At 72.9% G+C, this 23,096-nt stretch carries 21 protein-coding genes; 10 read left to right on the plus strand and 11 right to left on the minus strand.

The genetic code is table 11. The features are described 5' to 3' along the window. Nucleotides 1-99 precede the first annotated feature (99 nt). Genes B1H19_RS18065 through B1H19_RS18075 form a run of 3 tightly spaced genes read left to right on the plus strand, consistent with a single transcriptional unit; the run spans nucleotide 100 to nucleotide 2,555 of the window. Complete coding sequence (locus B1H19_RS18065) at nucleotides 100-1,251, plus strand: lipid-transfer protein (RefSeq protein ID WP_083105718.1); 1,152 nt, start codon at nucleotides 100-102, stop codon at nucleotides 1,249-1,251. Between the two features lie 48 nt (nucleotides 1,252-1,299). After that, nucleotides 1,300-1,782, plus strand: coding sequence for a Zn-ribbon domain-containing OB-fold protein (locus B1H19_RS18070; protein ID WP_083105719.1), 483 nt, complete (start codon nucleotides 1,300-1,302; stop codon nucleotides 1,780-1,782). Then, the gene (locus B1H19_RS18075) at nucleotides 1,779-2,555 is read left to right on the plus strand and encodes an enoyl-CoA hydratase/isomerase family protein (protein ID WP_083105720.1); all 777 of its coding nucleotides are present in this window, start codon (nucleotides 1,779-1,781) and stop codon (nucleotides 2,553-2,555) included. Before B1H19_RS18070 ends, B1H19_RS18075 begins: the two co-directional genes overlap by 4 nt. Before the next feature lie 15 nt (nucleotides 2,556-2,570). Here B1H19_RS18075 and B1H19_RS18080 read toward each other — a convergent pair whose 3' ends face one another. After that, nucleotides 2,571-3,131: a hypothetical protein gene (locus B1H19_RS18080; protein WP_107426405.1), complete on the minus strand. Its 561-nt coding sequence runs from the start codon at nucleotides 3,129-3,131 to the stop codon at nucleotides 2,571-2,573. Between the two features lie 181 nt (nucleotides 3,132-3,312). On the opposite strand from B1H19_RS18080, the gene B1H19_RS40820 reads away from it, so the two are divergent. Then, the gene (locus B1H19_RS40820; RefSeq protein WP_418361453.1) at nucleotides 3,313-4,257 is read left to right on the plus strand and encodes a hypothetical protein; all 945 of its coding nucleotides are present in this window, start codon (nucleotides 3,313-3,315) and stop codon (nucleotides 4,255-4,257) included. Nucleotides 4,258-4,297: 40 nt separating this feature from the next. Here B1H19_RS40820 and afsK read toward each other — a convergent pair whose 3' ends face one another. Both afsK and B1H19_RS18095 read right to left on the minus strand, forming a co-directional pair. Then, entirely contained in the window at nucleotides 4,298-6,874 is a 2,577-nt protein-coding gene (gene afsK, locus B1H19_RS18090) for a protein serine/threonine kinase AfsK (protein WP_083105723.1), read from the minus strand. Nucleotides 6,875-7,545: 671 nt separating this feature from the next. Beyond that, complete coding sequence (locus B1H19_RS18095; protein ID WP_237289380.1) at nucleotides 7,546-8,310, minus strand: VOC family protein; 765 nt, start codon at nucleotides 8,308-8,310, stop codon at nucleotides 7,546-7,548. 340 nt (nucleotides 8,311-8,650) lie between these two features. Here B1H19_RS18095 and B1H19_RS18100 point away from each other — a divergent pair, with 340 nt between their 5' ends. After that, complete coding sequence (locus B1H19_RS18100; RefSeq protein ID WP_030069569.1) at nucleotides 8,651-9,298, plus strand: TetR family transcriptional regulator; 648 nt, start codon at nucleotides 8,651-8,653, stop codon at nucleotides 9,296-9,298. Nucleotides 9,299-9,514: 216 nt separating this feature from the next. On the opposite strand, the gene B1H19_RS18105 is transcribed toward B1H19_RS18100, so the two are convergent. Further along, a complete protein-coding gene (locus B1H19_RS18105; protein ID WP_083105724.1) occupies nucleotides 9,515-9,985 on the minus strand; it encodes a nitroreductase/quinone reductase family protein in 471 nt (156 codons plus the stop codon). Beyond that, nucleotides 9,985-11,217, minus strand: coding sequence for an acyl-CoA dehydrogenase family protein (locus B1H19_RS18110; protein WP_083105725.1), 1,233 nt, complete (start codon nucleotides 11,215-11,217; stop codon nucleotides 9,985-9,987). Before B1H19_RS18110 ends, B1H19_RS18105 begins: the two co-directional genes overlap by 1 nt. A 189-nt stretch (nucleotides 11,218-11,406) precedes the next feature. On the opposite strand from B1H19_RS18110, the gene B1H19_RS18115 reads away from it, so the two are divergent. Then, nucleotides 11,407-12,636, plus strand: a complete 1,230-nt coding sequence (locus tag B1H19_RS18115) for a thiolase C-terminal domain-containing protein (RefSeq protein WP_083105726.1) — start codon at nucleotides 11,407-11,409, stop codon at nucleotides 12,634-12,636. Between the two features lie 112 nt (nucleotides 12,637-12,748). After that, nucleotides 12,749-13,474, plus strand: a complete 726-nt coding sequence (locus B1H19_RS18120; RefSeq protein ID WP_083105727.1) for a pyridoxine/pyridoxamine 5'-phosphate oxidase — start codon at nucleotides 12,749-12,751, stop codon at nucleotides 13,472-13,474. A 71-nt stretch (nucleotides 13,475-13,545) separates the two neighbouring features. Here B1H19_RS18120 and B1H19_RS18125 read toward each other — a convergent pair whose 3' ends face one another. Further along, nucleotides 13,546-14,022 carry a Zn-ribbon domain-containing OB-fold protein gene (locus tag B1H19_RS18125; RefSeq protein ID WP_203237179.1) on the minus strand — a complete coding sequence of 159 codons (477 nt, stop codon included), beginning with the start codon at nucleotides 14,020-14,022 and terminating at the stop codon, nucleotides 13,546-13,548. A 257-nt stretch (nucleotides 14,023-14,279) separates the two neighbouring features. Between B1H19_RS18125 and B1H19_RS18130 the strand changes: the two genes are divergently transcribed. Together B1H19_RS18130 and B1H19_RS18135 are read left to right on the plus strand one after the other, a co-directional pair. Beyond that, complete coding sequence (locus B1H19_RS18130; RefSeq protein ID WP_083105729.1) at nucleotides 14,280-16,616, plus strand: acetate--CoA ligase family protein; 2,337 nt, start codon at nucleotides 14,280-14,282, stop codon at nucleotides 16,614-16,616. Nucleotides 16,617-16,701: 85 nt separating this feature from the next. Beyond that, complete coding sequence (locus B1H19_RS18135) at nucleotides 16,702-17,559, plus strand: enoyl-CoA hydratase/isomerase family protein (protein ID WP_083105730.1); 858 nt, start codon at nucleotides 16,702-16,704, stop codon at nucleotides 17,557-17,559. An 86-nt stretch (nucleotides 17,560-17,645) separates the two neighbouring features. On the opposite strand, the gene B1H19_RS18140 is transcribed toward B1H19_RS18135, so the two are convergent. After that, a complete protein-coding gene (locus tag B1H19_RS18140) occupies nucleotides 17,646-18,320 on the minus strand; it encodes a hypothetical protein (protein ID WP_083109724.1) in 675 nt (224 codons plus the stop codon). An 8-nt stretch (nucleotides 18,321-18,328) separates the two neighbouring features. Next, nucleotides 18,329-18,913, minus strand: a complete 585-nt coding sequence (locus B1H19_RS18145; RefSeq protein WP_083105731.1) for an RNA polymerase sigma factor — start codon at nucleotides 18,911-18,913, stop codon at nucleotides 18,329-18,331. A gap of 218 nt (nucleotides 18,914-19,131) precedes the next feature. Here B1H19_RS18145 and B1H19_RS18150 point away from each other — a divergent pair, with 218 nt between their 5' ends. Further along, on the plus strand, nucleotides 19,132-19,758 hold the full coding sequence (locus B1H19_RS18150; protein ID WP_083105732.1) for a flavin reductase family protein: 627 nt from the start codon (nucleotides 19,132-19,134) through the stop codon (nucleotides 19,756-19,758). A 30-nt stretch (nucleotides 19,759-19,788) separates the two neighbouring features. Here B1H19_RS18150 and B1H19_RS18155 read toward each other — a convergent pair whose 3' ends face one another. Genes B1H19_RS18155 through B1H19_RS18165 form a run of 3 tightly spaced genes read right to left on the minus strand, consistent with a single transcriptional unit; the run spans nucleotide 19,789 to nucleotide 23,016 of the window. Then, a complete protein-coding gene (locus B1H19_RS18155) occupies nucleotides 19,789-20,859 on the minus strand; it encodes a Zn-dependent alcohol dehydrogenase (RefSeq protein WP_083105733.1) in 1,071 nt (356 codons plus the stop codon). Then, nucleotides 20,859-22,082, minus strand: coding sequence for an acyl-CoA dehydrogenase family protein (locus B1H19_RS18160; RefSeq protein WP_107426040.1), 1,224 nt, complete (start codon nucleotides 22,080-22,082; stop codon nucleotides 20,859-20,861). The genes B1H19_RS18155 and B1H19_RS18160 overlap by 1 nt, the downstream gene beginning before the upstream one ends. Nucleotides 22,083-22,110: 28 nt before the next feature. After that, entirely contained in the window at nucleotides 22,111-23,016 is a 906-nt protein-coding gene (locus tag B1H19_RS18165) for an SDR family oxidoreductase (protein WP_083105734.1), read from the minus strand. Nucleotides 23,017-23,096 lie beyond the last annotated feature (80 nt).

Below are 23,096 nucleotides of genomic sequence, written 5' to 3' on the forward strand. Positions count from 1 at the left end.
CTCCTCCGCATCGTTGCCCTGCACCGGTAGCTGACTGTCCGTCAGATTAGCGGTAGCCTCCTCGGCTGTCAGCACTGACCGCCGACCACGGAGGTGGCGATGGGGGCGACCCTCAAGGACGCTACGGCGATAGCCGGCATCGGACAGACTCCTTTTGCCAAACAACTCCCGGAATCCGAAAAGGCTTTGGCGTGCCGGGCGATCGTGGCGGCGCTGGACGACGCCGGGATCGCCCCGTCGGAGGTGGACGCGTTCGCCTCGTACACCATGGAGGAGACGGACGAGGTCGAGATCGCCAAGGCCATCGGCGCCGGGGACGTCACCCACTTCTCCAAGGTCGGCTACGGCGGCGGCGGTTCATGTGCGACCGTGGCCCATCTGGCCGCGGCCATCGCCACCGGGCAGGCGAACGTCGGCGTCGCCTGGCGCTCGCGCAAACGCGGCTCCGGGCCGCGGCCCTGGAAGAACACCCAGGTCCAGCTGCCGACCCCGGCGCAGTGGACCCGCCCCTTCGGACTGCTGCGCCCCGCCGACGAGATCGGCCTGCTGGCCCGCCGCTATATGCACGAATACGGCGCCACCCGCGACCATCTCTTCAACGTCGCGCTCGCCTGCCGCAACCGGGCCAACCAGAACCCGGCCGCGATCATGTACGACCGCCCGCTGACCCGCGAGATGTATATGACCGCGCGCTGGATCAGCGAGCCGCTCTGCCTCTTCGACAACTGCCTGGAGACGGACGGGGCGCTGGCCTGCGTCGTCGTCGCGGCCGAGCGCGCCCGCGACTGCCGCCACCGGCCCGTCTACGTCCACTCCGCCGCCCAGGGCCTGCCCGCCCAGCACCACGGCATGGTCAACTACTGGAACGACGACCCCCTCACCGGCCCCGCCTGGACCGCCGCCCGCCAACTGTGGAAGGGCGCCGACCTCGGACCGCAGGACGTCGACGTGGCACAGATCTATGACGCGTTCACCCCCCTCATCCCGCTCTCCCTGGAGGGCTACGGCTTCTGCGGCCGCGGCGAGGGCGCGGCGTTCACGGAAGGCGGTGCGCTGGAGATCGGCGGCCGGCTCCCCCTCAACACCGGCGGCGGGGGCCTGTCCGAGGCGTATGTGCACGGTTTCAACCTGATCACCGAAGGCGTCAAGCAGCTGCGCGGCACCAGCACCGCGCAGATACCGGACGCCGCCACCTGCCTGGTCACCGCGGGCGAGGGAGTCCCCACCTCCGCCCTGCTGCTGAGGAGTTGACGGCCGATGAGCTCTGGAGAGTCGCTGCGTGCATCCGTTCGTGAAGTCATGTCACCCAGCGTGGCACCCCCCACTGACAATGGCCCCGACCCCGCCCCCGACCTGCTGCTTCCCGTCCCCGACGACGACGGCGCACCCTTCTGGGACCACGCTGCCCGCGGCGAACTGCGCATCCAGACCTGCGCCGACTGCGACGAGCTGCGCTTCCCGCCGCGCCCCTGCTGCCCGCACTGCCAGTCCTTCGCCGCCCGCTGGCAGAAGATGAGCGGCCGCGGCCGGATCTGGTCGTATGTGCTGCCGCACCCCCCGCTGCTGCCCGCCTACGCGGCCCGGCCCGGCTACAACGCGATCGTGGTGGAACTGGCCGAGGCCCCCCGTATCCGCCTCGTCGGCAATCTCGTCGCCGCCGCCGACGCGCCCCTCAACTCCGTCGACCCGGCCCGGCTGCGCATCGGCGCCCCGGTGAAGGTCGCCTTCCACACCCTTCCCGGCGGCGTGACCGTGCCCCGCTGGCTCCTGGAGCGCCCATGACCCCCACCGTCCGCGTCGAGACCCCCGGTGACGACGGCGTCGCACTGGTGACGATCGACCGGCCCGAACGGCACAACGCGATCGACCTGGAAACCGCCGCCGCCCTCGCCGCCACCTGGCGGGCGATCCGCCGCGACGACGCGATCCGCGCGGTGGTCCTGACCGGAGCGGGCCGACGCGCCTTCTGCACCGGCATCGACCGGTCCGTCCGCGTGCCCCAGCCCGCCTCCCCGTACGCGATCGACGATCCGCTGCTGACCATCGGCCCGAAGGCCAACGACCTGTGGAAGCCGGTTGTCGCGGCCGTCGGCGGCATGGCCTGCGGCGGCGCGTTCTATCTGCTGGGCGAGTGCGAATTCCTCATCGCCGCCGCGTCGGCCACCTTCTTCGATCCCCATACGACGTACGGCATGGTCAGCGCCTACGAGGCGATCGGCATGGCGCAGCGGATGCCGTTCGGCGAGGTGGCGCGGATGGCGCTGATGGGCACGGCGGAGCGGCTCTCGGCGGCGCGGGCGCACGAGACCGGGCTGGTGTCGGAGGTCGTCCCGGACGGCGAGGCGGTGGCGGCCGCGCTGCGGGCGGCCGCGGTCATCGCCGACTACCCCACGGCCGCCGTCCAGGGGACCGTACGGGCGGTGTGGTCGGCGCGCGAGGCGGCCCGTGCGCAGGCGCTGGCGGCGGCGCCGCAGCTGATCGCGCTCGGCAATGCGGCGCCGGAGCTCCAGGCCCGGCTGTTCGCGGCCCGCACCCGGGACCACCGGGTGCGCTGACCCCCCAGGGCCGGGTCAGAGCTTGGTCTTCTCCGCCCGCGTGATCTGGCAGGTGTACCAGAACTGCCCGTAGTTGTTGCCCCAGTTCACGGAGTACTTCGCGGTGTACGTCTCGGTGTCGCCGGGACCGACGGTGATGCTGCGCTGATGCACGCCCCATGCCTTGCCGTCCGCCGGCTTCGCCTTCATCCAGTTGACCACCATGTCGTAGGAGTAGGTGTTCTGGCTGGACGGGTTGGTGATCGAGACCGTGTACGTGAACTGGCCCAGCGAGCGGGAGAAGTCACAGTCCTTGCCGGTGACGTCGTTGCGGCCGTCCGGGTCGAAGGTCTCCTCGGTGTTCTCGGGCTCGGGCGAGTAGGTGTCCTCGTCCGTGGGGGTCTCGGAGGGGGTCGGGTCGTTCGGGTTGTAGCTGTCCGAGGCGCTCAGGGTCGGGCTCGGCACCTTGATGTCCGCGCCGGGAAGGGCGCAGCCGCCGACCGTCGCGACGGTGGCCAGTGCCATTCCCGCGGCGGCGAGCACCCGCGTCCCCGTACGCCGCCCGCTCTGTATGCCCTGGGCGCCTCGTGTGCGCATGCGCAGCTTCATGCCTTTTGCCCATCCCCCATAAGACGTGATGACGGCGCCATGCGTTGCATGACGCGTGCACGGCACCCTAGCAAGGGCCGGTGACAGTCCGGCGGGGGCCCGAAAGGGCCGGTGAGATAGCGAGCGCGGAGGGTCAGGCGTAGCGTCGGTCCCGGAGGACCTCAGGACGATGCGAAGCGAGGCGACGCCGATGGTGCGCAACGTGATCGGGTCCCTGATCGCCCTCATCGGAGCGACGGCCGCCGTCTGGAGCCCCTTCCGTCCCTGGTACGACGGCCGTCACGGAAGCAGCTTCCGTATCGAGGACCTCTTCAACGGCATCAGCGACAACCGTGCCTCCCTCTACGGCTCCCTCTTTCTGCCGCTGGCCTTCGCGGGCCTGCTGACCCTGGTCGGCGTGGCGCTGCGCTCCCGGCTGCTGGTCGCGTTCGCGGGGATCATCGTGCTGGGTTTCACCATCGTGTGGATGGTCCGCCAGGGGCAGGCGGCGGGCGAACTGACCGCGGGCGCCCACGGCCTGGGCGTGGGCGTGCCCAACGCCCTGGGCGGGGGTGCGCTGATACTGCTCGGCGCCCTGGTGATGAGCGGCCGCGGCAGCCGGGTCGCCGACCGCCGGGCCGCGCCGCGCTACGACCAGGGGTACGACGACGGGTACGGCCGCCACGACGAGCGGGCGGCTGCCCCGCCGCCTCCCCCGGCGGCCTCCGAACCCTGGGACCCGGGGCGCCCGGTGACGCATGACCCGGCGCACCAGGAGTGGACCCCGGAGCAGCACGCCGATGACCAGTACGGCGGCGACCCGTACGCCCAGGACCGGTATGCGCACGACCAGTACGGCTACGAGAGCGAGCCGCCGGACGAGGGGCCGGAGACCCGGCCGCTGACCCGGCCCGGTTACGGTCCCGGCTTCGGCCCGCAAGGGGCCCGCCCGGAGGACGTCGGCCGGGAAGCGGGCGGCGGGCGCCCGCCGCATGAGCCGTCCACCGAACCGTGGCCCCACCCGGCTCCTCCCCCGACGCGGACGACGCGGCGCCAGCCGCCCACGCCGCCGGTGGAGTGGGCCAGGGAACAGCGGCAACGCGACAGCCAACGGCCGCCGGAGGAAGGGGAGTAGCAGCCCCACGCGCCCCGTAGATGTCGCGTCCCGACAGGCGTTACGCCGGGCGGCGGGCCTGCCCCGTCCCCTTCGCCGCATCCAGCGCGTACACACAGCGGTCCTTGCTGCACGCGTAGACCACGCCGCCGACCGCCACCGGCGAGCCGGTGATCTCGCCGCCGGTCGCCAGCTTCCAGCGCAGCTGGCCGCCCATCGCGTCCAGCGTGTACAGGCAGTGGTCGGCGGAGCCGAAGTGCACCCGGCCCTCGGCGACGACCGGTGCGCCGACGACCTCCGCACCCGCCTGGAACCGCCAGCGCGGGGTGCCGGTCACCGCATCCAGGGTGTAGAGCGCCTTGCCGCTGCCCAGATGGACGGCGCCGTGGGCCACCAGCACCGGCTCGGTGGACTGGCGCGCCTCGGTGGCGATCCGCCAGCGGTCGCGGCCGTCGGACGGATCCAGGGCGTAGACCGTGCCGAGGTAGTCCGCCAGGTAGATCCCGCCGCCGGTGACGGCGGGACCGGGGGCGAAGGCGGGCGGGCTGAGGAACACCGCGGGCGCCTCGAAGTGCCAGCGCACCTCGCCGCGGGCGCTGTCCAGCGCCAGCACCCGCGTCCCGGCGACCACATAGACCACACCGTCGGGCGCGGGCAGCAGCCGCATCGGCACCCCGCCGCAGGACGCGGCGTCGCCCACCGGGTACGACCAGCGCTCGGCGCCCGTACGCGCCTCCAGCGCCTTGAGCCGGGCGTCGGCCCATACGTACACCGTGCCGTCGTGCAGGACGGGCCCGGCCTCGGCGGTCTCGAAGTCGGTCTGGGCGCCGGCGGTCTCCCACAGCCGCTCGCCGGTGCCGGCCTCCCACGCCTGTACGCCGCCGCCGCGGGTGCTGGTGATGACCGTGCCGCGCTCGACCTGGAGGGCATAGACCCAGCCGTCGGCGGCGATCCGCCAGCGCTCGGAACCGTCGTCGGCGTCGAGCGCATACAGGCTCGGGCCGTCGGAGGCATGGACACGGCCGTCGGCGACGGCCATCGCCCACGCCACATCGCGGGTCTTGAACTTCCGCCGCCCGCTGGCCACATCGAGGGCGTGCACCTCGAAGGAGGTGACGTAGAGCAGATCGCCGGAGACCTCAGGAGTGCCCCAGACGTCGTTGGACATCCGAAAGCGCCAGGGGCGCCAGCGGCCCGGCTCGGCGGTCGGCTGCTCGGGCGGCGGGGGCGGCGCGGCCTCGGCGCCGTTGCCCTGGTGGGGCAGGGCGGCGGACGGTGCGCCACCGGGCGGCCGCACCCAGTTCGTGGCGGCACCGGCCTGGGCGTGCGGCTGCGGTTCGCGGGCCTCGGCGGCGCGCGGGCCGGGCCCTATCGGGGCGGGCGAGCCCGCGAGACGGACCGGGCCGCCCTCCGGGGACGCGGCGGGCGGCGGGGCCGCGGAGACCGGGGTCACCCGGGCGGTCGAGGCGTCCGGGCCCAGCGGGGCGGGCGGCGGCATCGGGCCGGGGCCGCCGGAGCGGGGGTCGCCGCGGTGCGCGCCGGGGCCCGCGCCGAGCCGGCCCGACCAGCCGGTTCCGCCGGCGGGCGCGGCGCCGCCGGTCGGTGCGCTCTCGGGGCGCGGCGGGGCCGTTACGGGCTGCGGAGCGGGCGCGGGCGGGGCCGGCGGCGCAGGGGGCGTACGGGGCGCGCCGCGGTCGGAGGAGGCGCGCTGGGCGGCGCCCGGGACGGCGGAGCGGCCGCCGCGGCGCTGCTCGATGAGGGCCACCGCGCCCGGCGGCAGCCAGGCCGAGGCCGTACCGCTGTCGTCGCTGCCGGAGCTGAAGAGGTGGGGCGCGAGCTGGGACTGGAGATCGGCGGGGGACGGCCGGTGGGCCGCCTCCATCTGCATACAGGACTCCATCAGGGGCCGCAGCTCCTCCGGCAGCCCCGTCAGGTCCGGGCCCTCGCGCAGCAGCATGAAGACCGTCTCGACGGGGTTGGCGCCGTGGAACGGCGCATGCCCGGTGGCGGCGAAGACCAGCGTCGAGCCCAGGGAGAAGACATCGCTGGCGCCCGTCACGCTGCGTGAGTCGCGGGCCTGCTCGGGCGACATGTACGCCGGGGTGCCGACGGCCACGTTGGTCATGGTCAGCCGGGTGTTGGACACCCCGGAGGCGATACCGAAGTCGATGACCCGGGGGCCGTCCTCGACCACCAGGACGTTCGACGGCTTCAGGTCGCGGTGCACCAGGCCCGCGCCGTGGATGGACTGGAGCGCCTCGGCGATACCGGCCGCCAGCCAGCGCACCGCCTGGGCCGGCAGCGGACCGCATTCATTGACTATTTCCTCCAGGGAGGGCGCGGGGACGTACGCCGTCGCCAGCCACGGCACCGCCGCCCGCGGATCGGCGTCCACCACCGCCGCGGTGTAGAAGCCGCTGACCGCGCGGGCCGCCTCGACCTCGCGTGTGAAGCGGACCCGGAACAGCTGGTCCTCGGCGAGCTCGGTGCGCACCGTCTTGATCGCCACGCGCCGGCCGGACGCCGAGCGCGCCAGATAGACCAGACCCATGCCGCCGGCCCCGAGACGGCCGAGCACCTCGAACGGCCCGATCCGCCGGGGATCGTGCTGCGTCAGCTGCTTCAGCTGCTCCACCACTTGCCTGCCACCTCCCCGTGGGGCGTAAAAGAGACTCTCCAGAGCCACGAGCTGCCGAGAGCCACTGCCCCGTGCAGCGTCTCACCGCATGGCCGAAACGGCCGTACGCGTGGTGATTCTTCCTGGCCCGGCCGATCGGTGCGAACCCGGGGCTGGGCGTCGTGTCACGGATCACGCCCCGTCACATCCGCCGCAGCCGTTACCCGGCGTCATCGGCACCCGTGTGACGTGCGTCGATACGTCCGATGACGAGCGGCCACCGGAAGGGTTACCCGCCGGTCACCCGCGCGCCGTTGCCGGTATCGCGCCGTCCCGTCTTCCGCCCCGTATTCCGCGCCGCGGCGGGCCCGATGCGATGCCCGCCCTCCCCCGGCCACCGCCGGGCCGTGCCCCCGTCCCAGCCACCGCGCTTCCGCGCGCCCGCCCCCTACCGGTCATGCCGCCCCCGTCCCGACCGCCGCCGCTGTCCCCGACCGCCGCCGTCCCGTACGCCGTGCGCCCGTACGGCACGACGCTTCTGGGTGCAGCACCGCGCGCACCCTGCGTATTCCCCCGCGCTCCCACCCTTTTCCACCTCCGTGCCCGCCGGTCCGCACCGGCCCGGTCCCTGGACCCGTCCGCCTCCACCGACCCTCGTCCACCGGCCCAATTCCGATGCTCCGAGGGCCACTTCACCTGAGCCCTATGACGCCGAACCCGGCGCCCTGGTTGTCGCAGAACACGGCGAACGGGCCGCCCGGCGTCGGCTGCGGCCGGATGACCACGCTGCCACCGAGGCCGGTCGCGGTGCGCACCGCGGTGTCCATCGCGTCGACGAGGAAGCAGACGAGGACATGCGTCGGCGCCTCCTCGGGGTAGGTCGCATCCATCGTGACCCGGCAGCCGATCTCGCGGGCCTGGCCGGGCAGCCGCCACGGCAGGAAGCCGGGGCGCGCCATCGGACTGTCCGGGACGCCCTCGAAGCCGAAGACCGTGCCGTAGAAGGCGTCGGCCGCGGCGGCATCCCGGGTGTGCAGCCCCATCCAGAGGTACGCGCCGGGCTCCCGGCCGGTCTCGAAGCCCCGGTGCGCGCCGGCCTGCCAGGCGCCGAACACCGCGCCGGAGGGATCGACCGCGATCAGCATCGCGCCGAGTGCGCCGACCTCCATGGGCTCGGTGAGGATCCGTCCGCCCGCGACCCGGATCAGGGCCGCGGTGCGCGCGATGTCCCGGGTCGCGAAGTAGAGCCCCCAGGCCGTGGGGGCGCGGTCGCCCTGGCGGGGCATCAGCCCGGCGGCCCTCTTGCCGTTGCGCAGGGCCTGGGTGTAGCCGCCGAACACGGGGGCACTCTCGGAGAACGTCCAGCCCAGAAGGCCGCCGTAGAAGCGCTTGCCCCGTTCGAGATCGGGCAGCATGACGTCCGCCCAGCAGGGAGCGCCGTCCGCGAGTGCAGTCATAAGTCCACGCTAACGGCGGTACGGGCGCCCCGCCCGACGAGCACTCGAACGTGTGGACGATTCATTGACGGGTTGACGCAGGTCATCGGCGTACGGGCGCACAACGGGCCATACGCTGCGCGTACTTGCCACCGACACCGCGTGCGCTTGTCCACCAAAGTTGTCCACAGCCTGTTGATAAGACTATTCACCAGTTCGGACCAAACGCCGCCCAGGGGATGCGCGGCCGGGCAGGAGGCCGCAACCGGGGCGGCAGGAGGGGTCGGGCACCGTTAACTCCCGCGTCCCCATTTGCAGGCAGCCAAATCGCGCTCCGATCACCCCTCGGTAAGCTGACGGCATGACAGGACAAGTGCGAACCGTCGACGGCAGAGTTGCCGGCCGCCGTGGTCAGGCAACGCGGCAGAAGCTGCTCGACTGCCTCAGTGAAATGCTCAGTTCGTCCCCCTACCGGGACGTCAAAGTCATCGATGTGGCCCGAAAAGCGGGGACTTCACCCGCAACGTTCTATCAGTACTTCCCGGACGTGGAGGGCGCCGTCCTCGAAATCGCCGAGGAGATGGCCAAAGAAGGCGCAAGTCTGACCGGTCTTGTCGCCGGACGCCCCTGGGTGGGCAAGTCCGGCTGGCAGACGGCGGAGGAGCTCGTCGACGGCTTTCTTTCCTTCTGGCGCAAGAACGATGCGATTCTGCGCGTCGTGGATCTGGGCGCGGCCGAGGGCGACAAGCGCTTCTACAAGATCCGCATGAAGATCCTCAATGCCGTCACCAACTCCCTTACGGAGTCCATCGAGGAGCTCCAGAGCAAGAACAAGGTCGACAAGGACGTGAGCGCGGCGGCCATGGCCGGCTCGATCGTCGCGATGCTGGCGGCGGTCGCAGGCCACCAGAAGGGCTTCCAGAGCTGGGGCGTCAAACAGGCCGAGCTCAAGCCGAATCTGGCACTGCTGGTCCACCTCGGCGTCACCGGCAAGAAGCCGACCAAATAGCCGGCGCAACAGCCGACGCCGCCCGCGCGCCGCACCGGCGCACGCCGGCGCCGCAGCCGCCGATGCCGAGCGAGGAGCCGTCACGAGCAGCCGCCATCCGTCCTGTAGCCGTCCTGCCATAGCTGCACCGCCGCAGCGGGTGCCGTGCGGCCCTTGAGAGGGCCGGGCGGCACCCGCTGCGCATAGTGCCGCCCCGGCGACCCGCCCGCCGCGCGCTCAGCGCCGTTCGAGGCGGAAGAGCCGGATCTCCCGCTCCACGCGCGCCTGATAGGCGGCATACGGCGGCCAGAAGGCCAGCACCGCCCGCCAGGCCCGCTCTCGCTCCGCCCCCGTCAGCAGCCGGGCCCGTACGGGGATGTCCCGGCCGTGCCAACTCACCTCCGCATCGGGGTACTTGAGCAGATTCCCGGTCCAGGCGGGGTGGCCGGGCCGCCCGAAGTTGCTGCCGACCAGCACCCAGGTCCCGCCCTCCTCCGGCATGCACGCCAGCGGGGTACGCCGCACCAGCCCGCTTCTGGCGCCGGTCGCGCTCAGGATCACACCGGGCAGCAGCTGCGCGCTGAGCAGCACCTTTCCGCGGGTCAGCCGGTGGACGGCGCGGTCCAGCGCGGGGATGACATGCGGTGCGCAACGGGCGAACGCACGGGTCGAGGAGATCTTCTGCACCAGCCGCTCCCCCGGGGGCATCAGGCGTCGACCGCCTCTCGTGCACCGGCCGCGCCCGGCTCCGCCGTGAACAGCCCGGCCTCCTCGGCCGCCCGTGCGCGCAGCCGGTGCACCGGCCCCAGCAGCAGCTCGTCGCAGGCCGCGCGCTTGAAGTAGAGATGCGCCTCGTGCTCCCAGGTGAAGCCGATGCCGCCGTGCAGCTGGACCGCCTCGCCGGCCACCCTGCGCAGCGCCTCCAGCGCCTGCGCCAGCGCCAGCCCGGCCGCCCCCGGCTCGGCCGTACGGCGCTCCACGGGACCGCCCGCCGCCCAGGCCGCGTACGAGGCAGCCGAGCGCGCCGCCTGCACCGCCACGTACAGATCGGCGAGCCGGTGCTGCACCGCCTGGAAGGACCCGATCGGCCGGCCGAACTGCTCGCGCACCCGGACGTACTCGACGGTACGGGCGAGCGCGGCATCGGCCGCGCCGACCGCCTCCGCGGCGAACGCGGCGGCCGCCCCCACCCCGGTGGCGGCCAGCGCACCCGCCACCGCGTCCCCGTCCTCGTCGCCCAGCAACTCGGCGGCCACGTCCCGCAGTTCGATGCGCGCCTGCGGCCGGGTCTCGTCCATCGCGGTCTGCCGGGTCCGTACGAGTCCGGCGGCGTCGGCCCGTACGAGATAGATCAGGGTGCGGCTGTGCGCAAAGCCTCCGGTGTGCGCGGCCACCAGGAGGACGTCGGCGCCGTGACCGTCGAGGACCTGCCCGGCCTCCCCGTACAGCCGCCAGGTGCCGCCCCGGGTGCGCGCCTGGACGCCGCCCGCGCGGCCGCCGCCCGCCCAGTCCCCGCCGTTCGGGCCGGTGAGCGCCAGCGCCGTGGCCAGCCGTCCGCCCGGTACGGCGAGGGTCGCGGTCAGCTCCCCGCCGGCCAGCGCCGGCAGCAGCCCGTTGCGCTGCGGCTCGCTGCCCAGGGCCAGGATCAGCGGCGCGGCGAGTACGGCGGTGGCGATCAGTGGCGAGGGCAGCAGGGCGCGGCCGGTCTCCTCGCAGGCCAGGGCGAGTTCGGTGGGCCCGCAGCCCACCCCGCCGTACGCCGCGGGCACCGCCAGCCCCGGGAGCCCCAGCTGCTGCGCCAGCTGCCGCCACAGCCCCTCGTCGTACCCGCGCGGGGTCCGCACCGCCGCCTTGACCTCGTCCGGCCCGCAGCGCTTGTGCAGCAGTCCGCGCAGAGTGCGGCGGATCTCGTCCTGCTCCTCGGTGAACGCGGCATCCATCGGCGGGCTCCTCCCGGCGGACATGGAATCTGACGGGGCGTCATAGTAGGTACGGGGGGTGCGTTTTCCTAGACGGACGGGAGGCGAGGGTCGCCCCGGGGGCGCCCCTTCCTGAGCCCGCCGCGCCTCGCCCTCCCCGCCACGCCCTCCCCCTGCCCGAGGCAATGGATCTGATGTACCGTCAGATCCATGACTTCAGGGCCTGCCCGAGCCTCAGGAAGCACCCACCCCACCGGAAACCGCACAGCGGCCATCGGCAACCGCAAAGTGGCCGTCGCCGGAGTGGCCCTGTCCGACTGCGGACGCGTGGACGAGGCCACCCCCTACGCCCTGCATGCCCAGGCCGCCCGCCGGGCGCTCGCCGACAGCGGCCTGGACCGGTCGGTGATCGACGGCTTCGCCTCCGCCGGACTGGGCACCCTCGCGCCCGTGGAGGTCGCCGAGTACCTGGGCCTGCGCCCCACCTGGGTCGACTCGACCTCGGTCGGCGGCGCCACCTGGGAGGTCATGGCCGCCCACGCCGCCGACGCGATCGCCGCCGGCCACGCCAACGCCGTCCTCCTGGTCTACGGCTCCACCGCCCGCGCCGACCTCAAGGCCGGCCGGCGCACCGCGAACCTCTCCTTCGGCGCCCGCGGCCCGCTCCAGTTCGAGGTCCCCTACGGGCACACCCTGATCGCCAAGTACGCCATGGCCGCCCGCCGCCATATGCACCAGTACGGCACCACCCTGGAGCAGCTGGCCGAGATCGCCGTCCAGGCCCGGGCCAACGCCGCGGCCAACCCGGAGGCGATGTACCGCGAGCCGATCACCGTCGACGACGTCCTCGGCGGCCCGATGATCGCCGACCCGTTCACCAAACTGCACTGCTGCATCCGCTCCGACGGCGGCTGCGCGGTCCTTCTCGTCGCCGAGGACTACGTCCCCGACCTGGCCGCACCCCCGGTCTGGGTGCTCGGCTGCGGGACCGCGGTCTCGCACACCACCATGTCGGAGTGGGACGACTTCACCGTCTCCCCGGCCGCGGTCTCCGGCCGCCTCGCCTTCGCACGCGCCGGCGTCCGCCCGGACGAGATCGACCTCGCCGAGATCTATGACGCCTTCACGTACATGACCCTGGTGACGCTGGAGGATCTGGGCTTCTGCGCCAAGGGCGAGGGCGGCGCGTTCGTCGAGAAGGGGCGTCTGCTGCGGGACGGCGGGCTGCCGGTCAACACCGACGGCGGCGGCCTGGCCGCCTGCCATCCGGGCATGCGCGGTCTGTTCCTGCTGGTCGAGGCCGTACGCCAGCTCCGCGGCGAGTACGCCCCCGACCGCCAGGTCCGCAAGCCCGACGGCGGACCGCCCCAGCTCGCCGTCGCCTCCGGCACGGGCGGGTGGTTCTGCTCGTCGGGGACGGTGGTGCTGGGGAGGGGGTAGCGGGGGCGCGGGCGGCAGTCGGGGGCGCCCCTCAGCGGGGCAGCCATGCCGCCCGCAGCGATGGCGCGCTCCACCGGCTCGTCCGTGCCCGCCACCCCGTACGCTGCCTGGCATGGCCGATCCCGCCGCACGCCAGAACGCCTCGCCCGCCTCGGATTCGCCGGATTGCCCGGACGACGACGCGTCCCGCGCCTTTCGCGAGTTGCTGCGCGGGCTGCGGGTCTGGGACACCGAACTTCCGTCGTTCGACCCCGCACAGGTCCCGGCCGAGCCGCTGCCGCTCTTCCGGCGGTGGCTGCGGGAGGCCGCCGAGGCCGGTGTGCCCGAGCCGCACACCATGTCGCTGGCCACAGCGGATGTGGCCGGCGACCCGTCCGTACGGACTTTGATGCTGCACGACGCGGACGAGCGCGGCTGGCATTTCGCCACCCACCGGGGCAGCCGCAAGGGCCGCGAGCTGGCCGCCCGGCCGCGGGCCGCGCTGGGCTTCTACTGGGCGGCGGTCGGGCGCCAGATCCGGGTCCGGGGAACGGTGACCGCGGCGGGCCCCGAGGAGAGCGCGGCCGATCTGCACCGCCGTTCACCGGGCGCGCTGGCCGCGGCGCTGGTCGGCCACCAGAGCGAGGTCCTCGGCTCCCTGGAGGAGCTGGCCCACGCCTCGGACGCCGCCTGGGAACGCGCCCGACGCGAGCCGGACGCCCCCGTCCCCAGCTGGACCCTCTACGTCCTGCGGGCCGAGGAGGTCGAGTTCTTCCAGGGGGATGCGCAACGCCGTCACGTACGACTCAACTATCGGTATACGGGCGGGCGTTGGGAGAAGGAGCTGCTCTGGCCGTAGCGGGGTGCTCCGGTCGTGGCAAGGTGCTCTGGCCGCAGCGGGGCGCTCCGGTCGTACCGTCTGCCGGCTCGTCACGCGGGCCGGAAGACGGGGACCGCGAAGGGGCGCCCGCCCTCGCCCGGCCCGTCCCCCTGGGTTTCCGCCGGCCGGAATGCCACCATCAGCGGCATCCCGATCCGCAACGCGTCCTCCCCCTCCCCGCACCCCACGACCTCGGTCATCATCCGAGGCCCCTCCGCAAGCTCGACCACGGCCGCGACATACGGCACCCGGCCGCCGAAGGGCGGCAGGTCGTTGCGGTGCACCACGGACCACGTGTACAGCGTGGCGCGCCCGCTGGCCGCCACCCACTCGACGTCCTCGCCCCAGCAGTACGGGCAGAACTCGCGCGGATAGTGGTGCACGGCCCCGCATCCGCCGCCTTCCGTACGGCAGCGGCGCAGCAGCAGCCGCCCCTCGGCGGCGGCGTCCCAGTACGGCCGGGTGAAGGCATCCACCTCCGGCACGTCCCCGCGCGACGGCGCTCCGGCCCGCGCCCCCGCCGTCACCGCAACATCCCTGACATCGCCGCACCATCCCCACGATCGACCGCGGTCAGACCTGACGATACGTCAGTCCAACGGATGACGGGGTCGCGCGCAAGCCCCCGCCCCCCTGACCGCACCCCCAAAGAACCTCCCCATGCAGCCCCATTCCTGACAAGCCGTCAGTTCAGTAACCTGATAGCTGACTAGGCGTCAGGTATGGAGCGGGATGCGCTCCTGCAAGGCGCCATAGAGCCGTCACACAGGAGCGGGCGTCTGCGATGCTTGGATCGACTCACGGCACCCTCACCACGCACTCCCGGCCGGCCCGCGTCGTGGCCTGTGGGGAGCAACCACCACCCACCGTCCACGGCGTGCCCGAGCCGCGCGGGGGCGGCGGCGGGGAGCGGGACGGCGCGGCGGTCGACCGGGACGTCAGCGGGCGGCCGCTGTACGCCGAGGTGCCCGACCTGGACCGTTTCTTCCGGCCCAGGGCCGTGGCCGTGATCGGCGCCTCGGACGGCGAGGGGCGGCCGAACACCGGTGTCACCCGGCAGCTGATCGCCTGGGCGGAACGGGTCGGCGCCCGGCTCCATCTCGTCAACCCGGGGCGCGAGAAGGTCTTCGGACGGCCCTGCCATGCCTCCGTCGCCGACCTGGCCGATCTCACCGACCCCACTGACCCCGCTGACCCCACACGCCACCCCGAACCCCTCGATCTCGCCGTCCTCCTGGTCGCCGACCCCGTCCCGGTCATCGAGCAGCTGGGAGACGCCGAGGTGGCGTTCGCGGTCGCCTTCGCCTCCGGCTTCGCCGAAACCGGCGCGGACGGTGCGGCGGCGCAGGACCGGCTCGCCCAGGCCGTCGACCGCGCCGGGCTGCGGCTGCTGGGCCCGAACACCAACCTCAACGCGTTCGAGACCTTCCGCGAGGACCTCGACGGCCCGGCCATCGCGCTCATCACCCAGTCCGGTCACCAGGGCCGTCCCGTCTTCACCCTCCAGGAGCTGGGCATCCGCCTCTCGCACTGGGCGCCCACCGGCAACGAGGCCGATCTGGAGGTCGCCGACTTCCTCTCGTACTTCGCCTCCCGTCCCGAGGTCGGCGCCATCGCCGCGTATGTGGAAGGGCTCAAGGACGGCCGCAGCTTTCTGCTCGCCGCCGACCGCGCGGCCCGTCACAAGGTGCCGGTCGTCGCCGTGAAGGTCGGCCGCACCGAGACCGGGGCGCGGATGGCCGCCTCGCACACCGGCAAGCTCACCGGCGCGGACGAGGTCGTGGACGCCGCGATGCGGCAGTTCGGCGTGATCCGGGTGGACGGGCTCGACGAACTCCAGGACACCGCGGCGCTGCTGGCCCGCGCCAGGAAACCCACCGCGGAGGGCGTCGCGGTCTATTCGATCTCCGGCGGCACCGGCGCCCACTTCTCCGATCTGGCGACCGCGGCGGGACTTCACCTGCCCGCCCTGTCCCGGGCCAAGCAGGACGAGCTGCACCAGTGGATACCGGACTATCTGAGCGTCGCCAATCCCATCGACAACGGCGGGCACCCGGTCGGCGACTGGCGCGGCCGCAAGATCATCGACGCGATCCTCGCCGACCCGTCGATCGGCGTGCTCATCTGCCCGATCACCGGGCCGTTCCCGCCGATGAGCGACACGCTCGCACAGGACCTGGTGGACGCGGCGGAGCGGACGGACAAGCCGGTGTGCGTGGTGTGGGGCTCCCCGGTCGGCACCGAGGACGCCTACCGCCGCACCCTCCTCGGCTCCTCGCGCGTGGCGACCTTCCGCACCTTCGCCAACTGCATCACCGCCGTACGCGCCTACCTCGACCACCACCGCTTCGTCGACGACTACCGCTCGCCGTTCGACGACGCCCCGCGGGTGCTCTCCCCTTCCGCCCGCAAGGCGCAGGCCCTGCTGCGGCCGGGCGAGCAGCTCAGCGAGCACGCGGCCAAGCAGCTGCTGCGCGCCTACGGCATCCGCGTACCGCGCGAACAGCTGGTGACCAGCGCGGCGGCGGCCGTGCGGGCGGCGAGCCAGGTCGGCTATCCCGTCGTCCTGAAGGCGTCCGGGCCGCAGCTGGCCCACAAGACCGAACTCGGTCTGGTCAAGGTCGGGCTGACCTCGGCCAGCCAGGTGCGGGACGCGTATCGCGAGCTCACGGACATCGCCCGCTACGAGGACGTGCCGCTGGACGGCGTGCTGGTCTGCCAGATGATCGAGCGGGGCGTGGAGATGGTCGTCGGGGTCACCCACGACAGCCTCTTCGGGCCCACGGTGACGGTGGGGCTGGGCGGGGTGCTGGTGGAGGTGTTGCGGGACGTCGCGGTGGGCGTGCCGCCGTTCGGGGAGGACCGGGCGCGCGCCATGCTCGGCGAGCTGCGCGGTCATGCCCTGCTGGACGGCGTACGGGGCGCGCCGCCCGCGGATATCGATGCGCTGGTGGAGGTCGTCCTGCGGGCGCAGCGGATGGCGCTCGAACTGGGCTCGGAGCTGGCCGAGTTGGACATCAACCCGCTGGTCGTCCTCCCGCGGGGGCAGGGCGCCGTGGCCCTGGATGCGCTCGCGGTGTGTCACGGGGCGGACGGCGAGAGTCCGTCCCGGGGGGCGTAAGCCGGCCCCGCACCCGCACCCGCACCCGTGCCGGTGCCCGCACCCGTAACCGCACCCGCAGCCCCTCCCACCTGGAGCCGTCCCCATGGCAACCTCCCCGGATTCCCTCTCCCCTGACTCCCCTGATCCCGTCTCGCGCGATGCCGACCCGCGTGATTCCTTGATACTTCACGCCACTGACAACGGCGTCTCGTGGATCACCCTCAACCGCCCCGCGGCGATGAATGCCCTCACCTGGGACCAGCGGGAACACCTCATGGAACTGCTCGCGGACGCATCGGCGGACCCGGAGGTACGGGCCGTGGTGATCACCGCGACCGGCAAGGGCTTCTGCGCCGGAGCCGATCTGCGGGGGTCCCCGTCGGCGGAGGGCGAACGGGTCGCGGGGGATGTCGCGCGAATGATCCGGCGCGGGGCGCAGCGGTTCATCGGCGCGGTGCTGGACTGCGAGAAACCGGTGATCGCCGCCGTCAACGGCACCGCGGCCGGGATCGGGGCGCATCTCGCGTTCGCCTGTGACCTGGTGCTGGCCGCCGAATCGGCCCGATTCCTGGAGGTGTTCGTACGGCGGGGGCTGGTCCCGGACGGCGGCGGCGCCTATCTGCTGCCGCGGCTGATCGGCCCGCAGCGCGCCAAGGAGCTGATGTTCTTCGGCGACGCCGTACCGGCCGCGGAGGCCGAGCGGCTGGGGCTGGTCAACCGGGTGGTACCGGATGGCGAGTTGGCGAAGACGGCGCGGGAGTGGGCCGAACGGCTGGCGGCCGGCCCGACCCGCGCGCTGGCCCTGACCAAACAGCTGGTCAACGCCTCACTCGACGCCGACCGGACCGCGGCCTTCGCCGCCGAGGCCGCCGCCCAGGAAATCACCATGACGACGGCCGACGCCCGCGAAGGGGTCGCGTCCTTCGTGGAACGCCGCACCCCCAGGTATCGGGGCAGGTAGGAGAGGCAGCGGCGCCACATCACGCGCGGCGATGGCGCCCCCAGCGGATGACGTCCACCCGATGACGCCCCACCGGCCTGCCCGGGCTACGGCCCGCCCGACGGCCGGCCCTCCCCCGGCGAACACACCGGCACCTCCTGGGTATTGCGCGTCCGCACCCCCGGCAGCCAGCCCGTCATGCCCTTCCTGGCCGTCACCAGATACCAGCGGGTCGACGTCACCCCGGCCTCGTCCTGGATCAGCCGGCCGTCGGTGACCACGCAGTGCGCGGACAGGACATCGCCGTGCCAGACCCGGCCCACGAAGTTGCCCGGCTCGGAGTACGGGACGTACGGGTCCTTGGCCAGGCGCAGGGCGCACTCCAGGGAGCGGAGGTGACGGCAGGCGGCCTCGCTGTTGTAGACGGCTATCGGGACGGCGCGGACGGCGGCGGCCGGCGGCGGCCCGGTGCCGGCCGGCCGCAGCAGCCACCACGCGCCCAGCGCCACCGCGGCCACCGTGGCCGCGACACTCAGCACGACGGCGTAAGCCCGACGACGCGACGGCCCGAGCCGAACGGATCCACCAACTGGGACAGGAGCCGCGGGCGTCACGGGAGTGCCGGGTGGTACGCGGCCCGTCAACGTCACGGGAGCCGCGGGCCCCGGGACCGTGCCGGACTCCTTGATGCGGGCCCACAGCCCGGCCGGCACCTCGATCTGCTCGTCCGCGCGGTGCAGCCGCTCGCGCAGCAGCGCCTCGACGTCGTCCCCGTCGCTCATCGTGCCGCTCACCTCCCGCCCCGTCCGTGCCGCGCGTCCACGAGGTGGGCGCGCAGGCGGTCCAGTGCACGGGCGCGGTGCCGGGCGGCGGTACCGCGGTGCACCTTCATGATCTGTGCGGCCTGGTCGATGGTGTAGCCGTCGAGGTCGACGAGGATGACGATCCCGGCCTGGCGGTGCGACAACCGCCCCAGCAGGCGCACCGCTTCGAGTTCGGCATGCCGTTGCTCCATCCCGCCGTCCCAGGCCCCGACCCCGGCCGCCCCGCCGAAGCCCGTGGCGCCCCCGGTCCCGGCCGGCTCGACGCCCTCCATGGCATCGACCGGCACCTGGCGCCGGTCCCTGCGGTGTGCGTCGCGGGCGACGTTGAGCACCGTGGTGAAGGCGTAGGCGTACGGCTCCGGGTGCGCGAGGAAACGCTGTGGGCGGGCGGCCAGTTTGAGGTACGCCTCATGCACCACGTCCTCCGCGGAATGTCTCGATCCGGCCAGCATCACCGCACGACGGTAGAGCCGCGGCAACAGCCCGCAGAAGACCTCGTCGAAGGTGGGTGATGCGGTGGACGAGGGTGAGGACGGCGTCGCATCGGCCATGTGGTGGTACTCCCCCGTGCTGGGCTCCGGGCGGCGGCCGTGGTGGAAGCTACCCGTGCGGGCCGTAGCCAATCAGGCCGCACCGCACGATCTCGGCCGAAGAGCCGCCATGTCACTCGTGCGTTGCGGCAAACCACCCTTGAGGGTGCATGCCCCTCCGGAGGCTTCCTTTCTGACGCTGCATCAGATTCAATGAACGCATGATGGGACATGCGGGAATGGCGGCCACGGCGGTGCGATATCTGCGCTCGGTGGGCGCTCCGACCACCGCCACCGGCGTCCCGTCGCCGCGCCCCGCGCACCGACCGGCACCCCGCCCCGCTCTGCGCGCGGTCCGCGACGACGAACGGGCGCCGCTCGACCCGGCCGAGTTCCGCTCCGTCCTGGGCCACTTCGCCAGCGGGGTCACGATCATCACGGCACCGGGGGGCGACGGTCCGGCCGGTTTCGCCTGCCAATCGTTCGCTTCGCTCTCGCTCGATCCGCCGCTGGTCACGTTCATGGTGGCCCGTACGTCGACCACCTGGCCGCGGATCTCCCGCGCCGGGGTCTTCTGCGTCAACATCCTCGGCGCCGGGCAGGGCGAGCTGTGCCGCGGGTTCGCGGTCAGCGGCGCCGACAAGTTCGCGGGGGTGGCCTACACGGCGGCTCCGGCGACCGGTTCGCCGCGGCTGGCGGACGTCCCGGCCTGGATCGACTGCACGATCCAGGCCGTGCACACCGGCGGCGACCATCTGATCGTGGTCGGCCGGGTGGAGGCCCTCGCCACCGACCCGTCCGCCGCCGCGGCCGGCCCCCTGCTCTTCCACCGGGGCGCCTTCGGGCGGCTCGACCCCTCCGTCTAGGCCCGCCCCCGCGCGAAAGCCTCCGCGCCGCTACGCGAACGTCAACACCCCCCGCGCCACCCGCCCATGATGCGCATCGTCCGCCGCCTTGGCGAAGTCCTCGACCGGGTAGGTCTCGCTCACCAGCTCGTCCAGCAGCAGCCGCCCCTCCCGGTACATCCGGGCGTAGAGCGCGATGTCCCGCTGTGGACGCGACGACCCGTAGCGGCAGCCGAGAATCGACTTGTCGAGATACAGCGACGAGACCAGGAACGACGCCTCCGCACCGGCCGGCGGCACGCCGAGCAGAACGGCCTGGCCGTGCCGGTCCAGAAGATCGATCGCCTGCCGGATCAGCCGCGTACTGCCCACGCACTCGAAGACGTGATCGGCCCCGGTCGGCAGGATCTCCTTGACGGCCTTGACGCCGTCCGGCACCGCCGACGCATCGATGAAGTGCGTGGCCCCGAACTGCCGCGCCAGCGCCTCCTTCGCCGGATTGGCGTCCACCGCGACGATCACCGACGCCCCGGCGATCCGCGCCCCTTGCAGCACATTGAGCCCGATCCCACCGGCCCCGATCACCACCACGGCCTCGCCGCGGTCCACCCCGGCCCGGTTGAGCACGGCCCCGACCCCGGTCAGCACCCCGCAGCCGAGCAGGGCGGCGGACGTCAGCGGAATGTCCTCGGGGATCTTCACGGCCTGCACCGCCCTGACGACCGTACGCTCCGCAAAGGCCGAATTCGAGGCGAAGTTGAACAGCTCCGCGCCCCCGCGCCGGAACGGCCTGCCCGGCATGCCGATCGCCTTGCGGCACATCGTCGGCCGCCCCCGGTCGCACTCCGCGCAGGCCCCGCAGTTGGCCAGCGTCGACAGCGCCACATGATCCCCGGGCGCCACATGCTGCACCCCGGCCCCTACGGCCTCGACCACTCCCGCCCCTTCGTGCCCCAGCACCACCGGCACCGGAAACGGAATGGTCCCGTCGACCACCGACAGATCGCTGTGACACAGCCCCGCGGCCCGGATCCCCACCAGCACCTCGCCCGGCCCCGGATCCCGGACCTCCAGATCGTCCACGACCCGGGTCTGCTCGCCGTCGAACACGACGCCCCTCATCACCTCTCCCCTCTGGGCAGGCCGAGCACGCGCTCGGCGATGATGTTGCGCTGAATCTCGTCCGAACCGCCGTAGATCGTGTCGGCACGGGTGAACAGAAACGAACGCTGGAGCGCATCGAGTGCGTACGGCGCCTCTGCCGACCACGCCGCGGGCCCCACTGCCGCCGCGGCGCCCCGTACCCGCATCGCCAGCTCTCCCAGCCGCTGATGCCAGCCGCCCCACAGCAGCTTGGCCACGCTGGGCGCGCCCGCATCCCCGGCCGTGCCCAGGGTGCGCAGCGCATTCCAGCGCATGACCCTCAACTCGGCCCACTGCCGTACGAGTTGATCCCGCAGGACGGGGTCGCGGACGGCGCCGGAGGCCACCGCGTCCGCGACCACCGCCGACAGTTCCGCGGCGAAGCCGATCTGCTGGACCAGTGTCGAGACGCCGCGTTCCCGGGCCAGCAGGGCCATGGCGACCCGCCAGCCGTTGCCCTCCCCACCCACCACATGGCCGGTTCGCGCCAGCGCCCCGTCGAAGAACACCTCGTTGAATTCCGCGGTCCCCGACATCTGCCGGATCGGCCGGACCTCTATCCGCCCCGGCTGGTCCATCGGGACGAGAAGAAAGGACAGTCCCCGGTGCCGCTTCTCGCGAGTATCGGTGCGCGCCAGCACAAAGCACCAATCGGCCTCTCCGGCCAGCGAGGTCCAGATTTTCTGTCCGCTGATGCGATAGCCGTCCCGGTCCTTTACGGCCACCGTCCGCAGTCCGGCGAGGTCCGATCCCGCCTCCGGTTCGCTGTATCCCTGGCACCACAATTCCTCGCCGCGCGCAATGGGCGGCAGAAACCGGCGCCGCTGCGCGTCGTCGCCGTGGGCGATCAGCGTGGGCGCCAGCAGATTCTCCCCGATATGGCCCATCCGTCCCGGCGCCCGCGCCCGCGCGTATTCCTCGGCCCACACCACCTGTTGGGTCAGCGTCGCGGACCGGTTCCCGTACGCGCCGCACGTCCGGTCCCAGCCGATGCCGATCCATCCGCCGGCGCCGAGCTCCCGCTCCCAGGCCCGCCGGACGGCGACCCCTTCGTGCTCGCTACCGGGGCCACCGGCCCCGCCGCATACGGCGTACGCACCCACGAGATGGCGCGACAGCCACTCCCGCACCTCCCCGCGGAAGGCGGCGTCGTCTCCCTCGCCGCGGAATACGGCGTCTCCCTCGCCCGCTGCGCTCTCCACGCCAACCTCCTCGGCACGCCCGGGACTTCTACCGATTGGGCCGCGCCCCGTCCCGCGCCGCCTCGGCCATGGCCGACAGCTGCGCCAGCAGGGGCATGGGATCGCTGCCCACCGTCCCCGGCACCACCTCGGCCACCTTTTCCGGCGTCCAGCCGCCCTCGGAATAGGCCGACCGCAGTTCTCGCGGCTGCGCCCATACGGCGATCTTCGGCCCGGCGACCGTATAGACCTGCCCGGTGATATCGCGGGCACGTTCGCTCAGCAGATACACCACGAAGGCCGCCACATCCTCCGGTTCGCCGATCTCCTTGAGTTCCATCGGCACATTCGCCGACATCCGCGTCCGCGCCACCGGCGCCACGGCGTTGGCGGTCACGCCGTATTTGTGCAGCCCCAGCGCCGCACTGCGGACCAGCGAAATGATGCCGCCCTTCGCCGACGCATAATTCGCCTGCGCCACCGACCCCTGGTGATTTCCGCTGGTGAACCCCACCAGCGTGCCCGTTCCCTGGCGGCGCATCACGGCGGCCGCCGCCCGGAAAACGGTGAACGTCCCCTTGAGATGGGTGCCGACGACCGGGTCCCATTCCTCTTCGGACATATTGAAGAGCATCCGCTCGCGCAGAATTCCGGCCACGCAGACGACCCCGTCGATCCGCCCGTACTGCGCCAGCGCGGTGTCCACGATCCGCTGCCCGCCGGCCATGGTGGAGACATCGTCGGCGACCGCGGTGGCCACCCCGCCCGCCGCCTCGATCTCCTTCACCACCGCCTCGGCGACCTCGCTGCTCGGCGCGGCGCCGTCGATGGCGACCCCGTAGTCGTTGACGACGACCTTCGCGCCCTCCGCCGCGCAGGCCAGCGCCACCGCCCGCCCGATGCCGCGCCCGGCGCCCGTGACGGCGACCACCTTGCCGGCCAAGAAGTTCCCCATGCCGCGCCCCTTCCGACTTTCTGACGGATCGTTAGATTTTTGAGCAGACGCGGTACGAACACAAGACCCCGCGTACGAAC

Source organism: Streptomyces gilvosporeus, assembly GCF_002082195.1.
Classification (GTDB): Bacteria; Actinomycetota; Actinomycetes; order Streptomycetales; family Streptomycetaceae; genus Streptomyces; species Streptomyces gilvosporeus.